13 protein-coding genes are annotated in these 17,176 nt (G+C 47.4%); 9 read left to right on the top strand and 4 right to left on the bottom strand.

Annotated elements, in window-relative coordinates; genetic code table 11:
* Positions 1 to 292: 292 nt before the first annotated feature.
* Positions 293 to 1,957 carry an FG-GAP-like repeat-containing protein gene (locus ACYQ2M_RS08750; RefSeq protein WP_459915953.1) on the bottom strand — a complete coding sequence of 555 codons (1,665 nt, stop codon included), beginning with the start codon at positions 1,955 to 1,957 and terminating at the stop codon, positions 293 to 295.
* A 1,037-nt stretch (positions 1,958 to 2,994) separates the two neighbouring features.
* On the opposite strand from ACYQ2M_RS08750, the gene ACYQ2M_RS08755 reads away from it, so the two are divergent.
* On the top strand, positions 2,995 to 4,713 hold the full coding sequence (locus ACYQ2M_RS08755; protein WP_459915954.1) for an autotransporter outer membrane beta-barrel domain-containing protein: 1,719 nt from the start codon (positions 2,995 to 2,997) through the stop codon (positions 4,711 to 4,713).
* 734 nt (positions 4,714 to 5,447) lie between these two features.
* On the top strand, positions 5,448 to 6,347 hold the full coding sequence (locus ACYQ2M_RS08760) for a hypothetical protein (protein ID WP_459915955.1): 900 nt from the start codon (positions 5,448 to 5,450) through the stop codon (positions 6,345 to 6,347).
* 172 nt (positions 6,348 to 6,519) lie between these two features.
* On the opposite strand, the gene ACYQ2M_RS08765 is transcribed toward ACYQ2M_RS08760, so the two are convergent.
* Positions 6,520 to 7,266 carry a hypothetical protein gene (locus ACYQ2M_RS08765; RefSeq protein ID WP_459915956.1) on the bottom strand — a complete coding sequence of 249 codons (747 nt, stop codon included), beginning with the start codon at positions 7,264 to 7,266 and terminating at the stop codon, positions 6,520 to 6,522.
* A gap of 90 nt (positions 7,267 to 7,356) precedes the next feature.
* A complete protein-coding gene (gatB, locus tag ACYQ2M_RS08770) occupies positions 7,357 to 8,784 on the bottom strand; it encodes an Asp-tRNA(Asn)/Glu-tRNA(Gln) amidotransferase subunit GatB (protein WP_459915957.1) in 1,428 nt (475 codons plus the stop codon).
* 401 nt (positions 8,785 to 9,185) lie between these two features.
* On the opposite strand from gatB, the gene ACYQ2M_RS08775 reads away from it, so the two are divergent.
* The 7 genes from ACYQ2M_RS08775 (at position 9,186) to amrB (ending at position 15,493) form a co-directional block, all read left to right on the top strand.
* Entirely contained in the window at positions 9,186 to 9,377 is a 192-nt protein-coding gene (locus ACYQ2M_RS08775; RefSeq protein WP_459915958.1) for a DUF2065 domain-containing protein, read from the top strand.
* A complete protein-coding gene (queA, locus tag ACYQ2M_RS08780; RefSeq protein ID WP_459915959.1) occupies positions 9,377 to 10,438 on the top strand; it encodes a tRNA preQ1(34) S-adenosylmethionine ribosyltransferase-isomerase QueA in 1,062 nt (353 codons plus the stop codon). The genes ACYQ2M_RS08775 and queA overlap by 1 nt, the downstream gene beginning before the upstream one ends.
* Before the next feature lie 4 nt (positions 10,439 to 10,442).
* On the top strand, positions 10,443 to 11,561 hold the full coding sequence (gene tgt, locus ACYQ2M_RS08785) for a tRNA guanosine(34) transglycosylase Tgt (RefSeq protein ID WP_459915960.1): 1,119 nt from the start codon (positions 10,443 to 10,445) through the stop codon (positions 11,559 to 11,561).
* Positions 11,562 to 11,838: 277 nt separating this feature from the next.
* Complete coding sequence (locus tag ACYQ2M_RS08790; protein ID WP_459915961.1) at positions 11,839 to 13,014, top strand: pyridoxal phosphate-dependent aminotransferase; 1,176 nt, start codon at positions 11,839 to 11,841, stop codon at positions 13,012 to 13,014.
* Positions 13,015 to 13,113: 99 nt separating this feature from the next.
* Positions 13,114 to 13,494, top strand: coding sequence for a hydrogenase maturation nickel metallochaperone HypA (gene hypA, locus ACYQ2M_RS08795; protein WP_459915962.1), 381 nt, complete (start codon positions 13,114 to 13,116; stop codon positions 13,492 to 13,494).
* Between the two features lie 95 nt (positions 13,495 to 13,589).
* Entirely contained in the window at positions 13,590 to 14,258 is a 669-nt protein-coding gene (gene hypB / locus ACYQ2M_RS08800; RefSeq protein WP_459915963.1) for a hydrogenase nickel incorporation protein HypB, read from the top strand.
* Positions 14,259 to 14,644: 386 nt separating this feature from the next.
* The gene (gene amrB, locus ACYQ2M_RS08805) at positions 14,645 to 15,493 is read left to right on the top strand and encodes an AmmeMemoRadiSam system protein B (protein ID WP_459915964.1); all 849 of its coding nucleotides are present in this window, start codon (positions 14,645 to 14,647) and stop codon (positions 15,491 to 15,493) included.
* Positions 15,494 to 15,627: 134 nt separating this feature from the next.
* Here the strand turns inward: amrB and gltX are convergent, their stop codons facing one another.
* Entirely contained in the window at positions 15,628 to 17,037 is a 1,410-nt protein-coding gene (gene gltX / locus ACYQ2M_RS08810; RefSeq protein ID WP_459915965.1) for a glutamate--tRNA ligase, read from the bottom strand.
* Positions 17,038 to 17,176: the final 139 nt, after the last annotated feature.

Here is a 17,176-nt window from a genome sequence, read left to right on the forward strand (position 1 = left end):
TACCGATATCAGCACACGAAAAAGATGTCAAGCAATAAATGATTTGTTTTTCGGTGCAGTCAAAGTATTGTCTTCATAAAAGTGATTATATTTATTTGTCAGGCTTGGTCATAACTTGGGCCACTCGCCATCATTGCGGGCCGACGGGGTCAGGCTATGCGGTATTAGAGCCTGAGTTTTTTTCAGGTTCTATGGTATTATCAGTTATCTGTGTCTCAAGGCAGATTTCAACAAAAGGCTCAATAACACAAGCCTGATCCCACCTTTATATGGCCCCTGTTGTGAACAAGCCCTATCTGTCATTCGTTTTTAAAAGTTCATAAGCCACAAAGACGCTGCTGGCCTGGGACATTATTGTGGTGCCTTCTTTGGTGATGGTTGCAACCAGCAGCTCTTCAAATCCGTCATTGTCAAAATCACCAATAACAAAGTCGGAGATACGTCCAGGCAGGGGCGCTGTTTTCCAGTTCAGGTTCAGTCCCATGTCTGTCCAGGAGCGAGACTCCAGGAAACCTCTGTCAAATTTTCTGAATTTACTGAAAAAACTCATGGCCACATCGTGGTTAGTGGCAGTTATGATTTCAAGTGCTCCGTTTTTGTCAATGTCGTGGATTCTGGTGCGAAGGGGGAAAAACTGCAGTTGATCGTCATCTTCTGCATTGTCTTTGGGAAGCAGGAATCCTGCAAGGGTCCCCCCGGAAGGGTCCGGATTGCGCCACAGGGATTCCCCTGAAATTCCAAAAACAGTAAGGTGTTCTGCCGTATCATAGCCCGCTGTGGTTGCTGACCCATTGCCAAGGATGTCATCAATGCAAAGACCCATGACATTTGCGGTTTTTCTTTTTAAAATTTTGCTGGCAGATACATAGGTGTTTCCCTGCCATTGCATTTTGTAGATAGGTGAGGTGTCGATACCGGCATTCCTTTCCCGCTGTTTTTGTCCCAGGAGCAGTACCTCACCGTTTTTTTGTCTTGAAATACGGTAATACCAGGGTTCATTCTTAACGATGGTGTCGTAGGTTTTGCCGTTGTATTCCATCACAAAAGATGTAGCTCTATCCTGTTCCGGGGAAATGCTGGAAACAAAAATTTCCGGAATCCCATTACCATTGATATCCCCTGTGTCCAGCCCGATGTGATGGGACAATTTACTGATGGGGATTTCTGCGGTTTTTACCAGCCGATTGTTTTGCATTTGATAGATAATGATGGATTCATCTGTTAAAGCAACGCTTTCCAGAATGCCGTCGTTGTTTACATCTCCCAGATCCATGCCCAGGATGCGAAGTGGAATGGGTCTGCTTTTCCAGAATCCGCTGGTAAGCTGTCGTGAAGTGTCGGTTGTAAAATTTGGGTTAACGGCGACGGCTCCCTGGGACGCTGAAGCTTGTGGGGCCAGTGTCTGCTGGGGGGAAGAGTATGGTTGGTTGGACTGGGATTGCACCGGAATATTACCAGGGGAAACCATCTGACGATGAAACACCGTTTCATTGATTGTGGTTGCAAACCGGTTGATTTCAGGAATAACCCCTCCCAGATCATTGGTCTGACCGAAAAAAGGAAGCGGAGCCATTTTTCCGGTTATGTCAATCATCTTAGCATCAATACTGGCTCCCTGGCCAAGGATGGTCACGCTGCCGGTGATGATAAAGTCTGCTTTCAGCTGGCCACCGGCAAGCAAGGCAAGACTGTCATCTTTATATTGGCCCAGTTTTTTTACCGTGGTGTTTACAGCGGATCTGTCTATTACCATTACCTTGTCTTGCCATGCAAGGCGGGACCCCATCATGTCCTGAATGCCGGTTTTCAGAAATTCAAGATTCTTTTCTGCGTTGATTTGAAAAGGTAGGATCATTACTTTTACAGGATTAGCGAATGCTGAACCAGTAATAAAAAATAAGGTTGTTAACAGGGTAAAAAGGGTGAAAACCATGTATGGCGTTTTTCTTTTTTTCAAGATGGCTCCTAATAAATATGCTTTTATTTTTTTACCAATTTCTATTTCTGGCATCTCTCATACGATTTTAGCAAAAGTTTACAATTTTTTGATGAGCAAACCTCTGGGAAATGGATACCCTTTCTGAAAAGTGTAAACAGATGAAGATCAAGGATGCTCTATTCCTGATATTTTTTAAAGTTGTTTTCCTGTGTCAAATCCAAATTCTATACACATTTTCCCGAATGCCCGCAAGGGAATAATCCTAACTTTGCATAGAGTCCCATTAGCATTTTTCCGGTTCGACGATTAATTAAAGAGGGGTTGGACTCGAGCCGTTCATGTTTTTTGGTAAATCTGCCATGAAGCACAGATGGTTGCCAAAGGCATAATAACATAAGCCTGACCCAATTGTCCCGCCAATTGTGCCGACTGGACCATCTTATGTTCAAGACCTATGACCCCTAAGTTATTTTACAGTCTTTTGGGTAAATAGAATTTTCATATGGGGATTGTTCTAAAAAACTGCAAAGTATTTTTGAAGGATCTCTTAACGATATATAAAATGTTCGAGCAATAACGTTGTTTATCTAATAAAACGCTTGACAATTTTTTGATCGTATGTGTACAGACTATTGCAAGGATATGGCTTATTGGTAAGTTCCAGTCCCTTAGGAGTTCATAGGCAATAATCCAAATCATAAATAACTTACCCAGGTCTATCCTGAAATCCCTAATGCTGCATTGTAATGTGAGGCTTGCTCACAAGTCGTAATAATTGGCGGACATCTTCCCCAGGTGACACATGTTGTGACCAAGCTCGAAATGTGAGTAGCTTTATTAATATGAATTTCCTTGTCAATTCGCTGTAGATTAAACTTTAACTCAGAAATGTTATTAAATGTTAAGGAGGGCTTGAAGTGGCTGAGGTGGAGAGATTTCTTAAAACTGTTCACTAAAAGGAGAAATACATAAACATAACCAATTACAATACTTATGCTTTTTGAATTGTCGGTACAAATGTATAAAATTTACGTTTCCAAAAGGAGGGAATGTCAATGAAAAACCATGTGAAATTTATCGTGGTGGCGACTGCGATTTTGTTCGTAAGCTCCATATCATGTTTTGCTGCGCAAAGTGCTTCTGATCTTGATAAACAGTTGAAGCTTGCCGACGACATCACAAAAGAAGCCATCGTCGGGCCGGGAAGTGTACAGGTAACTACAGGTAAAGATATTCTAATGAGTTTTGGTGCCACTGCCAGGATTATTCCTACATCTGAAAGTGATTGGGATTTCGGTGTGTCAGATAGCAATCCGGTTAAGGCCGGCGGGCTTGTGTACGGCGGTCTTGCTGGTGAATATTTCAAAACCCATTCCAACGAGAGTGGTTCAGTGCAGGATAGCTATATCCGGACCGAAGCAAAAATGTATTTTAATGCCATGCCCAAGGACAGGGCATGGAGTTTTTATGCCGCTCTGGAATTTGACAGGCCCATTGAAACAGCCAGTGTTGATTCTCGTGGAGGAAAAACAAATAATTCGAGTAATTTCGGGCTTGAAAGGCTTCATCTGACCTATGCGCTACCCATGAATATGCGGCTCCATGCCGGATGGGATATCTGGCATCTGGATGCTTTTGAGGGAGCGGGCATGGTCTATGGAGACGATAACCCCGGGTTCTGGCTCACGGGAGAAAATGATTCCATCAGCTATAATGTAGGATATTTTAAATTGATGGAGAATGATTTTCAGGATAGTGCTATTGCAATGAAAGACGGTGCAGACGATGATCGGGATCTCTATGCAGGTTATGTAACTTGGCAGCCCAATGACACAAATAAAATTCAATTTCTGGCAGCCTTTGATAGGATAAGAGAGGTAGTCGCAAATGATATGTATGGTGCTGCTGGGTCTCCCTTTGGCATATCTGGGGGAACGCCTGATACTGATTCTTACCATGCCGGTGCATACTGGATTGGAAATTTTGGTGCCGTAGAGATTTTCACGGAAGCAGTGTATCAGTTCGGTTCGGCGGACAATACAGGGCTAAGTAGTACCGTTGGACCGGATCGAATCACCGCTCTTGAAGAAGATTATGATATAAATGCATACGCCCTGGCGGCGGACATCTCTTATGAATTTAAGGGAAAGTTGACTGATTTCCCCCTTAAGCCACACCTTGGATTTATGTATACTTCAGGTGATGATGATCCCTATGACGACAAACTGGAAGGATATAATGGCGTTGAAAATGCCCAAAGATTTTCTGCGAGATGGGGAGGGGAAAATACCATTATTGGGGATACAAACTTTTTGCTGGGTACCGCACTTTATGGTTATCTCCCAGAATTCTATGGAAATGGCACCCCGGTCATGACAGGAGGTCTTCAAAATTTTGCCGGTAATGGAAATGGTCGAGGGGATAATCCCGGATTAACGCTGATCAGTGCGGGAATCACTGTGGCTCCGAAAAGATTTCTCATTTTCAAAACCAATATCAACAGCTTCTGGTGGAATGAAGATATCTATGTAACCAATATAGTTGATCCGGTCGATGCAACAATAAACGGGCCTAAAAAAGTAGGTGCCGGATATGTTGGGACAGAATGGGATAATGAGCTAACCCTTGCCACCAGTAAACATTCCTTTATCAAAGGTCAGGCAGCATTTTTCTTTCCTGGAGAAGTTATTGAAGATGTGACAGAAGCATTGACAGGCGAATCCTCCGATGAGATGGCCATGCGACTGGCAGCAGAATTTATCATAAATTTTTAACATCAATGAGCTGAGTGGACATGCCTTTAAATGGGGCGGGTTGGTTCATCTTGTGATCTTTTTAAAAGGGTTCCAACCTCCATGTGTTTGGTCCTTGTAAGTTAAAGAGGCCTGGTTTTTCGGAATCAGGCCTTGACCTGTTTGGGCTCAAGCTGCTTCATTGATCGAATGATGAACCTTTGGGTTCGCTCATAACATGGGACGAAAAGGTCTGATCCCACATCTTGAGTGCTATGTGTTGTAATAAAATTTCCAAATTTTTTATGTTGACATATATCGGAGAAGGGGTAGGTTTGAGATATGGATATATTGTGTTTCTGTGGTGGGCCTGTAATGTTCATGTTAGCGAAAACAGGTTTAATCTTCAGTTTGAGAAAGTAACCCCCCAAGTTTAATTATGGAACATCACTTTAAAATTACTACAACTCGACATAACTCACCAGCCGCTTTTGGCTTTTGCTCTGCTTAATTATCCAGATAACGGTTAAAGAGTAGATTGAATAAGCATGATGAAATTTATGTCAAGGTGTACCAGCACTGGAACCTGAATTATGAAACCCAATTCAATTTTTATGTTTTATGTTTTTTTGATTTTTTTCTGCTGTGGGTGTGCGTCAAGTCCGGATATTGTCAGCACAGACAAAAAAAATATTACCGGGTATTCAAATGCCCAGATCAGGGAAGTCACCATTGATCAACCTAATTTATTGTCTGGAGATTTTTTCAGGGAAAGGTTGCAGCCTGAGACCAGTAAAAATGTTGATTCCAGGACAGCTTCCAGTGTTAATAAAGTGAATTTAGCAAATCAGGAAGCCCTTGAAAAAAGAGTAGATGCCCTCCAGCACGAAGTGGCATCGCTTAAGTCCTCCCCCGGGGATACAACTGCAATAGTGTCGGGTACGTTTGCGCAGGAGAAGAATAATCAGCTCCTGGCAAAAGATAAAATGAAGTTAAAAACAGGCTTACTCATTGATAGAAGTAAAGTGCTGCCGGGTACTGTTGAAAAAATATCACTGGCCTCTGAAAAATTTGCGGAAGGGGGGGGGATCGTTCTGGTTGGGAATGATGAAATCTACGAAACCCTTGCTCAAAACAATGTACTTGAAAATAAAGATTTGTATCGAACATCTGGTATTTTAACGGTTTATCCTGGTATCAGAATGCTTGTGCTTGTGGAGACTTTTAAATTGCCGGATGTCTTTCCCGGCATGGGCTCAGCCATGGTTTCAATTGTGGATGCCGGATTACTCTACCGGTATAAGCCTGTGAAGTTTGAGATGCCCATTAAAACAGATGAAGACGTCTCCAAATTTGTTGAAAACATTGTTTATTCAACCTTTGCTAAGGCCATTGAATCAAGTGAGATTACGCCGTGGTTTTGCCGGACTTTTTCCAGCGAAGAGAATTCCTTTTATATAAATGCCGGTGAAAAAACAGGGCTGGAAAAAGGGATGCTTTTAAGAGTGACTTCACCTGGAAAACAAATTAAGTCCCCTGCAGGAACTCCAGCAGGATGGATTCCAGGAGAAGTAAGAGGTGTTTTAAAGGTTGAGAGATTCTTTGGGAAGGATTTTGCTGCCTGCTCAATTGTTGAGGGCGAAAGACCAACTGTTTATGATTGCTTGGTAAGATAAGTTGGGGCTTGATCACAAGATCGAAGAGGCTGCGAGCCAAAAACGATAAGTTATTTTGCCCTGCCGGGCGTTAAAAAGTGCAGACTATTGGGGACAAAATTTGCCCGCAGTTGCTGCGCCTTAGACCGGCAGGGTAATGACTGCAGTCTGAGGACTTATGATTCTTGACAGATTACCAGAATTTCCAGACAGGCTTGTCTTTTTTTTCCACATCGTCAGCATTCACTTCATCTAGGACTTCGGGTATTTCAAAGTCCTTTTCCTCATCCTCTGGTTTTGTTTTTTTCCAGAACATCCAGAAAGGTTTCTTTTTCGCCGTCATTTCCATGGGAATCTGGGGAATGAGGGTTTCAGGATTGGCCCGGGTCAAGTCTTTTGTTTGGGGAGGGGGGGCTGCATCTGCGTTAAGCATTCCCGGGGTTTCACGGTGAAATACTTGATTGTTAATTTCACCGGCAATGCGGTTCATTGCGGGAATAATGCCATCCAAGGAATCGGCCTGGCTGAAAAAGGTGTGAAGGGGCGTGGAAGATACGCTGGAATAAACCCTTGTGTCCAAGCTGAAACTTCCGGCAAATTCGGTGATGCTTCCAGCAATAATGTAGTCAACCGGTGTGTTTCCGGCCACGGCCTTAATCAGGGCATCACCGGATAATGTCCGGGCATTATGAATTTTATCAATAATGGCTTTCCCGGGAACAATGATGGTTTTTTCTTTCCTGGAAATCCGTGAGGAGAGCATATGAGAAATGCCCTCCTGAATATAAGTTAAATCTTTTTCTGCGTTCATGGTAAAGGGAAGAATAGTCACCTGCTGCACCTGGGCTCGGGCAGACATTGGAAAGATCTGGCAACAGGTGATTGCAGTAAACAGAAAAATAACGATGGCTACTGATTGTGATAAACGGAACGGTTTCAAAAAATCACTCCTGGCCATTGGGTGCACTCCTTAATTGATTATGATGGAACTGGGGGCAGACAGGATGGTGTTAAAATGTACAAGCTTCCATCACAGTTGCTGTTTGAGCAGTTCCGTAATCACCTTTGGATCAGCCTTACCCCGGGTTTTCTTCATGATCTGTCCCATAAAAAAACTGAACAGTTTGGTTTTTCCGTTATTGTAGGCGGCATGTTCATCGGGATTGGCTTCAATGACAGCGCTCACTACGCCAGCAAGTTCCGACTGATCTGACACCTGCTCAAGACCCTTGGCTTCCATGATGGCAAGGGGGCCCTTATCTGAATGACTCATCTCTTCAAACACGGTTTTTGCCGTTCCGGCATTAAGTTTGCCTGCCTCCACAAGACCAAGAAGCTCGCCAAGGGCCGTGGCCGACACAGGGAGGGCATCAATGGCAAGGCCCTGACTTTTTATCAAGCCCAGAACCGGTCCCATGATCCAGTTGGCAGCCTGTTTTTTATCTTTTACATTGGTTGCTGCTGTTTCGTAGTAGTCTGCCAGTTGTCGGGAGCCTGTCAGCACTGCGGCATCATAGTCCGACAGCTCATACGTCTCCATGAACCTTTGTTTTCTGGCATCTGGCAGTTCCGGCATATCTTTTTTAACCAGAGAAATCCACTCTTCATCCACAATGAGAGGAACCAGATCAGGATCAGGAAAATACCGGTAATCATGGGCATCTTCCTTGCCACGCATGGATCGGGTGACATTCTTGTCCGGGTCCCACAGCCTGGTTTCCTGAATAATGGCCTTGCCCGATTCCAGGACATAGGTCTGCCGCTGTATTTCATGCCGGATGGCTTTTTCCACATGCTTAAAGGAGTTGAGGTTTTTCAATTCCGTACGGGTACCAAAGGCTTCCTGGCCCACGGGCCGCAGGGAGATATTAGCGTCGCATCGGAAACTACCTTCTTCCATATTGCCGTCACATATATCAATATATTTTAAAATGGCGTGGAGTTTTCTTAAATAAGCCCCGGCTTCTTCCGCTGATCGCATATCCGGCTCGCTGACAATTTCCACCAGGGGAACGCCGGTGCGGTTAAGATCCACCATGCTTTTGCCCCGGCCGGGATCATGGATGAGCTTTCCGGCATCTTCCTCCATGTGAATCCGGGTGATACCGATGCGTTTGGGGCTTGCTCCTTCGGGTTCCACCACGAGGTGGCCGTGCTCTGCAATGGGAAAGGCGTATTGCGAAATCTGGTATCCCTTGGGAAGGTCTGGATAAAAATAATTTTTGCGGTCAAACCGGCTTTCCCTTGCGATGGTGCAGTCGGTGGCAAGGGCACTTTTGATAGCAAAGGTGACGGCGGTGCGGTTTAAGACTGGCAGAACCCCTGGCATGCCGGTGCACACCGGGCAGGTGTTGGCATTGGGGGCGGCCCCGAAGGTGGTGGGGCAGCTGCAAAATATTTTGGTTTTTGTTTTAAGCTGGGCGTGAACTTCAAGTCCGATGACAGGTTCAAAAAGCATGATTAAAGTATCCTGTTTGTGCCTGGTTTTCACTTCGTGTCCCGGTCAGTTGGCTTATGCCCCGGGGGCGACTGGTTGTGTCTTTAAGGCGTAACCCCTCATATAAATTTAAGGTTAACGGGAAATGCCAATAAAAGTATCACGAATCCACGCCTGACAACCTTTTTAAGTCACAGAAGCTGGAAACCAGGTCCACGTGTTTTCTTGTGCATTGAAGGCCGTATTGATTGTTTGTCAACCTCTTCTTATATCTCTGATGATTTGTTTTATCAATACTAAATTTTGTGCTATAGTCCATAGATTTTGTGGGATAATCCATGGAGATACCTGACCCTTCCCTGGGATTGTCAATTTTTAAAAACGGGGTCATCAAGTGATAACAGGATAAGCGAGGCAGGCAAGTGAAGTTTTTTTTGTGTGTGATGGGAATGGTTATGATCATTGAGGGATTGCCCTATTTTGCTTTTCCTGAAAAAATGAAACAGGTGATGATGGTGGTGGTAACGCTTCCCCACAATGGTCTCAGGCGTTTTGGCGGAATCTTGATGCTACTGGGGCTGGGGGTGGTTTACCTTGGTAAATGTGTGCTGTAATGTATAAGCTTTCCGATTATGCCTACCATCTTCCGTCGGAACAGATTGCCCAGCAACCTGTGGATAACCGGGGCGGTTCCCGGCTTTTTTGTCTGGATCGGGCCACCGGGGAAATTGCCCACCGTCGGTTTGACGAGCTGGCCTGCCTGTTGAAGCCAGATGATCTTCTTGTCATCAACGACACCCGGGTGATTCCTGCACGCCTGAAAGGCCACAAAGAAACTGGTGGTCAGGTGGAGGTCTTGATCATAGACTACCGTGCTGGCATGACCTGCCTGGAACAACAGGGCTATTTTGAATGCGACTGCATGATCCGGGCATCCAAAAGCCCGAAACCAGGGACCCGTCTGATTCTGGGGGCTGGCATTACGGCCCGGGTGGAGGGTACGGCTTCGGGTCTTTTCCTAGTGCGTTTTTTTTGTGACACCGATTTCAGGCAGGCTTTGGAAGCAGTCGGAGAGATTCCGCTGCCCCCCTACATTCATAGAAACGGCACAACAGATGCCCGGCGGGACCGGGAAAATTATCAGACGGTGTATGCAAAAAAAGAAGGTGCCGTTGCTGCCCCCACGGCCGGACTTCATTTCACCCGGGACCTCATGGCTGGGCTGGAAGAAAAAGGGATCGAATTTGAAAAGATCACCCTGCATGTGGGCCATGGTACCTTTGCCCCAGTGCGGGTGGAGGATATCCGTGATCACCAGATTCATTCGGAGTTTTTCTCTATTTCTCAGGACACAGCTAAATGCATTAACCGGGCAAAAAAAGAAGGTCGACGGGTCATTGCCGTGGGAACTACCAGTGTGCGCACCCTGGAGTTTTGTTCAAAAGAAACCGGACAACTTGTCCCGGGCAGCGGCATGTGCAACCTTTTTATCTATCCCGGATACCGGTTCCGCATGGTGGATGCCATGATCACTAATTTTCATCTGCCCGAATCCACCCTGCTCATGTTGGTATCAGCCTTTGCCGGACGAGAAACCATGCTCCATGCCTATAAAGAGGCCGTGGAAAACAAATATCGATTTTTCAGTTATGGCGATGCCATGCTGCTGGAGTAAAAAAATGCTGACCTTTGACATTGAAAAAAAATGCATAGACTCCCGGGCCCGCACCGGCAGGATCACCACTGATCATGGCCAGATCCCCACCCCCATTTTCATGCCCGTGGGTACCCTTGGTTCGGTGAAGGCTGTGTCTGTGGAGGAATTAAAACAGTGTGGTGCCAGGATTATTCTTGGCAATACCTATCATCTGTATCTAAGGCCCGGATGTGAGGTAATGGCCCACATGGGCGGACTCCATCGCTTCATGCACTGGGATCGGCCCATACTCACGGACAGCGGCGGCTTTCAGTTTTTTTCCCTGGCAAAGCTGGCAAAATTCTCCGATGAGGGGGTTAATTTTCAGTCCCACATTGACGGCTCCCGGCATCTGTTTACCCCGGAAAAGGCCGTGGACATTCAAATGGTGCTGGGCTCTGATATCATGATGTCCCTGGACTGGTGCATCCAGTATCCTGCCACGGAAAAAGAGACCATGACGGCCCTGGAAAAAACCACCATGTGGGCCCGGCGGGGCAGGGATCACTGGCTGGAAAAAGGGGGTGTGAATAACTTGTTTGGCATTGTCCAGGGCGGGATGTTTTCTCATTTGAGAAGCCTTTCCGCCGAACAGTTGATTGAATTTGATTTTCCAGGGTATGCTGTGGGAGGCTTAAGCGTTGGGGAACCCACGGACATGATGTATGAAATGGCCGATCACACCGTGCCACTTCTGCCCCACGACAAACCAAGGTATGTCATGGGGGTGGGCACTCCGGAAAATCTTGTGGAGATGGTGGGGATGGGGGTTGACATGTTTGACTGTGTCATGCCGTCACGCAATGCCAGAAACGGACAGCTCTTTACCTCCCGGGGCACCATAAACATTTCCAATGCACGGTTTGCCATGGATGAAAAGCCCGTGGAAGACACCTGTACCTGCCATGTGTGTCAAAATTATTCCAGAGGTTATCTGCGTCATCTTTATAAAAGTAGGGAATTGTTATCCTATCGCCTTAACACCATTCATAATCTTCATTATTACTTGAATCTAATGAAAGATATCCGGCAGTCCATCCGGGGAGATCGGTTTTCTGCCTTTAAAAAAGATTTTTTTTCCCAACGAATCAGTGATATCTGAAGTTATGGATTTCAGGTGATGTGCGAACAATACGCAGCAGTCATAGGGTCTCCAAAAATGAAAATGGCATTATACCGGCCCCCCCGAGGAACAATGGACCCGGCCCGGAACCGTAGACGGCTCAATTGGCCGGTTCCTATAGCCCCTCGGGGGGGGGGCTCTGCAGCGGTTGCCCAAACGTTTTATTTTCTAATAAAATTTCAAAACAACACACGCAGTATGAAGAATGAAGACTTATGACTTACGAGAAACTATAACAAGGAGCATGCTATAGACAATGATTGCATCCAGAATTGAACAGGCCATGACATCATCCTCATGGATTCGTAAAATGTTTGAAGAGGGCGCCCGGTTAAAGGCCATACACGGCCCGGAAAATGTGTTTGACTTCAGTTTGGGAAATCCCAATCTGCCCCCACCGCCAGCCTTTCATGAGGCTCTTGAAACTGCTGTTGTCCAGGGGAAAAAAGAAGGGCATGGCTATATGTCCAACGTTGGGTTTCCCCATGTGCGTGACTCCATTGCCCAAACCATGAAAGTGCAGCAGGCCGCGGACGTGACCGCCGATGATATTGTGCTTACCTGCGGGGCCGCCGGTGGCTTGAATATTGTCTTGAAAGCCCTGCTCAATCCCGGAGAAACGGTGCTGGTGCCTGCTCCTTTTTTCCCAGATTATCTATTCTATGCGGCCAACCATGGTGGAAGCCTGGAAACCGTTGCCACCCGGGAGGACTTCACCCTGGATCTGAATGCCGTTGAAGCGGCCATCAGTGAAAAGACCCGGGTGATGATTATCAATTCCCCCAACAATCCCACCGGACAGATTTACTCCCGGGAGAGCCTTGCCGATCTTGGAACTCTGCTGGAAAAAAAGAGCGCACAGTATGGGCGGGAAATTTATCTGGTTTCCGATGAACCCTATCGTAAAATTGTCTTTAACGATACCGAAGTTCCCCCGGTGTTCGGGTGTTATAAGAATGCCGTGGTGGTGACATCCCACTCCAAGGATCTGTCCCTTGCCGGTGAGCGCATCGGGTGTGTGATTATTCATCCAGATTTTACCTTTAAAAACGAGATGCGCGGCGCCCTTACCATGGCCAACCGCATACTGGGATTTGTCAATGCACCGGCCCTGATGCAGCGGGTTTTACCCTTTCTGCAGAAAAGTAGTGTGGACATTGATGCCTATCGTCGCAAGCGGGATATTTTCTGTGATGGGCTTGCCGATGCCGGATATACATTCACCGTGCCCCCGGGGGCCTTTTATATTTTTCCCACCACCCCTGTGCCCGATGACGTGGCCTTTGTAAAGGCTCTGCAGGAGGAGTTAATTCTGGCTGTTCCGGGGACTGGATTTGGAAGTCCCGGACATTTTCGGCTGGCCTTCTGTGTGGCGGATGAGGTTATCAAGGGTGCATTGCCGGGCTTTAAACGGGTGATGGAGCGATTCTAAATTAAATATTTAATGCTAATGGAATCAGAATAAATCAATTTAGCGGCAAATCCGGCTGAAAACTCCATATGTCTGAGTTTGGGAAAAATAACCGATAAATTGAAAATTTCTGAGTTCTTAAGGGAGGTGGCCGTGCATGAAATGGGAATTGCCCAGCAGATGCTCTCCATTGCACTGGGGGCCATCCCCGGTGATCTGCTGGACCCCAGGGTGGAACGCTTGAATTTGCGGGTGGGAAGACTAGCCGCCGTAGTGGCGGACAGTTTGAGTTTCTGCTTTGAGATAATTTCAAAAGACACCTGTCTTGAAGGCGCTGAGCTTGTCATAGAAACCATTCCGGTTAGGGCCAGATGCCGGAACTGCCACCATGAGTGGGAGGTGCCCGATGTGGTGTTTACCTGTCCTTCCTGCGGGATGGGTGAAATTAAGCTTGTTTCCGGCAGGGAACTTGAGGTGGCCTCCCTGGAGCTTGCGGACTGAAAAAATGCAGCCTTGGGTTTAAACTTCGATGTGTGGGCGGTGCGAGCGTTGAAAATTTGAGATTTAAGCTTGGATGCAAAAGGAGTGCATAATATATGGAAATCAATATTCAAAAAAGGGTGCTGGAGGCCAACGAGAACATGGCTGATAGAAACCGGCGGATGTTCCGGGAAAAAAGGGTGTTTGTCCTGAACCTGATGAGTTCCCCGGGTTCTGGAAAGACTGAAACTCTTTGTAAGACCCTGCTCCATCTCATGCCGGAAGTGGTCACCGGTGTTATTGTGGGGGATATCTGTACCAGAAATGATGCTGACCGGTTGGAGGCCACCGGGGCCGCCGTGGTCCAGATCAACACCGATCAATTTGGCGGCGACTGCCATCTTGCAGCCCATCTCATTGAAAAAGCAGCCCTTACCATGGATCTTGCTGCACTGGATCTTCTCATTGTTGAAAATATTGGGAACCTGGTGTGTCCGGCGGAGTTTGACATTGGAGAAAACGCCAAGGCCGTTATGTTAAGCGTCACCGAAGGAGAAGATAAACCCCTGAAATATCCCCTGATGTTTCAGGTGGCAGATGTTGCTATTTTAAACAAGATTGATTTGCTTCCATACCTGGATCTGGACGTCCGGGAGGCGGTGGAAAACATGAAGAAAGTGCATCCCGGATTGACGGTGTTTGAGCTGTCGGCCAAAACCGAAGTGGGTTTGGAACCCTGGGTTCAATGGCTTAAAACTGCTGTGGCCGGGAATCGTCAGGGATAAAATGAACAATGGGCCGGACCAGCTCTGCTGAGGTTGCCTTTTTATATAACTCACATGACAGACTATCCTGTCACAACGAATAATGAAAATGGCAATATGCCGCCGCCCCCCCCCCGACGGGCAATGGGCCCGGACCGGAACTGTAGACAGCTCGATTGTCCGGTTCCTATTGCCCATCGGGGGGCGGCTCTGCTGAGGTTGTCTTGGAGGTTGCCTTTTTATATAAAAAAATACATGGCTGTAACTACCAGCCACAACGAAAAATGAAACTCTAATAATTGCAACTCTTTATACGGAGTTTTATATAAAAAAATGTGGGGGCATGGCTGTGAAAACGGTGGGTATATGATTTAAATATGCCCTGATAATGCGTTTCAGGAGGGGTCATGATAAGAAAAACAGCACAGTTTGCCGGTTCCTGGTATCCGGCAGATGCCGGACAGTGTCAACGGGAGATTGAGGAATTTCTTAAAGGCGGAGAGTCTCTGCCCCTGGGAGACGTTGCCTGTGGCATTGTGCCCCATGCCGGGTGGTTCTTCTCCGGGGGGCTTGCCTGCCGGGTGATGGCGGCACTGGCAGCAAAAAAGTCTCCGGACCTGGTCCTTATCTTTGGCATGCACATGCATGAAAACCAGTCTCCCCGGATATTGTCCCGGGGGGGCTGGGAAACGCCTTTGGGAAATCTTGATATCCATGACGGGTTTGTCCGGGAGCTTGCAAAAAGGGTGAAGATGCAACTGGATACCCCGGAAACCTTTCCCGGAGACAACACCATTGAGGTGCAGCTGCCCTTGGTGAAATATTTTTTCCCCACCGCCTGCATGGTGCCGGTGGGTGTGCCGCCTTCACCGGTGGCAGAAAAAATTGGTACTGCAGCGGTGGCGGTTGCCCGGCATCTGGGGATTGACATGGTGGTGGTAGGTTCCACGGATTTGACCCACTATGGGGAAAATTTCGGATTTACCCCGGCGGGTTCCGGCACCAACGCCCGGGAGTGGATGGAAAGGGAAAATGATGCCGCTGCCCTGGATGCCATGAAGGCCATGGATGTGAATGAGATCCTTTTTCAGGGGCAGCAGCGCCGGAACATGTGCTGTGCCGGGGCCGTTGCCGCCACAGTGGCCGCTGCCCGGGCACTGGGGGCCATCAAGGGCACTGCCCTTGAATATGCCAACAGCTTTGATAAAAGTCCTGGCACCAGTATGGTGGGTTACGCAGGAATGCTATACGGGTAATATATTCGGCCAGCACCCCATCGTCACCTCACCTGTTTGGGTCTGCTCACATAGTATGTTGGTATACTACGCAGTCCCAAACAGGTGAAAATGAGGAATTGGCCAAACATTTACAATACCAACCGAATATTTGTTTACTCAGCCTGTGACCGGATATATTCCAGGGCCTTTTCAATGCGTGAAAGGGTTTTTTCCCGGCCCAGGGCCAGGATCATTTCAAAGATGCCGGGGCTTACGGTGGTGCCGGTGAGGGCCACCCGCAATGGCTGGGCAATTTTACCAAATTTCAGATCGGTCTTTTCCATAACCTTTTTTAATGCCTCCTCAAGGTTTTTTTCCGTGAATGTGTTGAGGTCATTGAGGTATTTCAGGGTCAGTTCAAGGGGTTGCCGAGCTGCTTCCTTGAGAAATTTTTTGGCCGCCTTTTCTTCCAGTTCAATGTCTTTTTTGAAATAAAAAGAGGCATTTTTGGCCATCTCCACCAGGGTTTTGCTCCGGGGCTGGAGGGTTTCAATGGCAGGTTCAAGGGATGGATCCTCTTCGGTAACCATTATTCCCAGCTTTTCAAAGAAGGGGATTAAAAGCGGAGCCAGTTCAGCCGGGGTTTTGCTCTGGATGTGCTTGCCGTTCAGGGCCACAAGTTTATCCATGTCAAACATGGAGGGAGACCGACCGATGTGCTCCAGGGAAAACTTTTCGATGAGATCCTGGCGGGTGAAAAACTCTTGATCTCCGCAGGACCATCCCAGCCGCACCAGATAATTGAGCATGGCATCGGGCAGAAATCCCATGTCCTGGTACTCGCTCACGGACATGGCGCCGTGGCGTTTGCTCAGCCGTGCCTTGTCCGATCCCAGCACCATGGGTACATGGGCAAACAGGGGCAGTTTGGCTCCCAGGGCCTTGTAAATCAGAATCTGTTTGGGGGTGTTCACCAGGTGGTCGTCCCCCCGGATGATGGTGTTTATGCCCATGGTGATGTCGTCTACCACCACGGCAAGATTATACATGGGGCTGCCGTCACTTCTCTGGATGATGAAATCATCCAGTTCACTGTTGGGAAAGGCCGTGTTTCCCTTTACAACGTCTTCCACCACGGTGGCACCGGCGGTGGGGGCTTTGATGCGCACCACCCTGCCGGGGGCCGGGCCAAGGTTTTTGTTCCTGCATTTCCCGTTGTACATGGGTTTTTTCCCGGCGGCCCTTGCTTCTTCCCGCATGACATCTACTTCTTCTGCACTGCAGTCACAATAATAGGCATCACCGTTATCCAGCAGTTTCTGGATGTATTCCTTATATATATCATAGCGCTGGGTCTGGAAGAAAGGTCCTTCGTCCCAGTCGATGCCCAGCCATTCCAGGGATTCAAATATGGCATCCACAGATTCGCTGGTGGACCTTGCCTGGTCGGTGTCTTCGATTCTCAAGACAAATTTTCCGCCTGTTTTTCGGGTGTAGAGCCAGTTGAAAAGGGCGGTGCGTGCCCCTCCGATGTGCAGGTACCCCGTGGGGCTGGGGGGAAAGCGTGTGATGATGGGTTCCATTTTATCTCCGTTTTTTTGTATGTTTTTTTATATGAAACTCCGTATAAGATACTGCAATGATGAGAGTTTCAACTTTCGTTGTGGCAGGTGCTTGCTGCCATGTGAGTTATATAAAAAGGTAGCCTTCAAGTCTACCTCA

This window comes from Desulfocicer niacini (assembly GCF_054657595.1).

Bases quoted from the DNA above. Each gene is read 5' to 3' on its own strand.
- ACYQ2M_RS08755 (WP_459915954.1), top strand. From the start codon at position 2,995: ATGAAAAACCATGTGAAATTTATCGTGGTGGCGACTGCGATTTTGTTC.
- gatB (WP_459915957.1), bottom strand. From the start codon at position 8,784: ATGCTTTTTGAACCTGTCATCGGACTTGAAGTTCACGCCCAGCTTAAA.
- queA (WP_459915959.1), top strand. From the start codon at position 9,377: ATGTATAAGCTTTCCGATTATGCCTACCATCTTCCGTCGGAACAGATT.
- tgt (WP_459915960.1), top strand. From the start codon at position 10,443: ATGCTGACCTTTGACATTGAAAAAAAATGCATAGACTCCCGGGCCCGC.
- ACYQ2M_RS08790 (WP_459915961.1), top strand. From the start codon at position 11,839: ATGATTGCATCCAGAATTGAACAGGCCATGACATCATCCTCATGGATT.
- hypB (WP_459915963.1), top strand. From the start codon at position 13,590: ATGGAAATCAATATTCAAAAAAGGGTGCTGGAGGCCAACGAGAACATG.
- amrB (WP_459915964.1), top strand. From the start codon at position 14,645: ATGATAAGAAAAACAGCACAGTTTGCCGGTTCCTGGTATCCGGCAGAT.
- gltX (WP_459915965.1), bottom strand. From the start codon at position 17,037: ATGGAACCCATCATCACACGCTTTCCCCCCAGCCCCACGGGGTACCTG.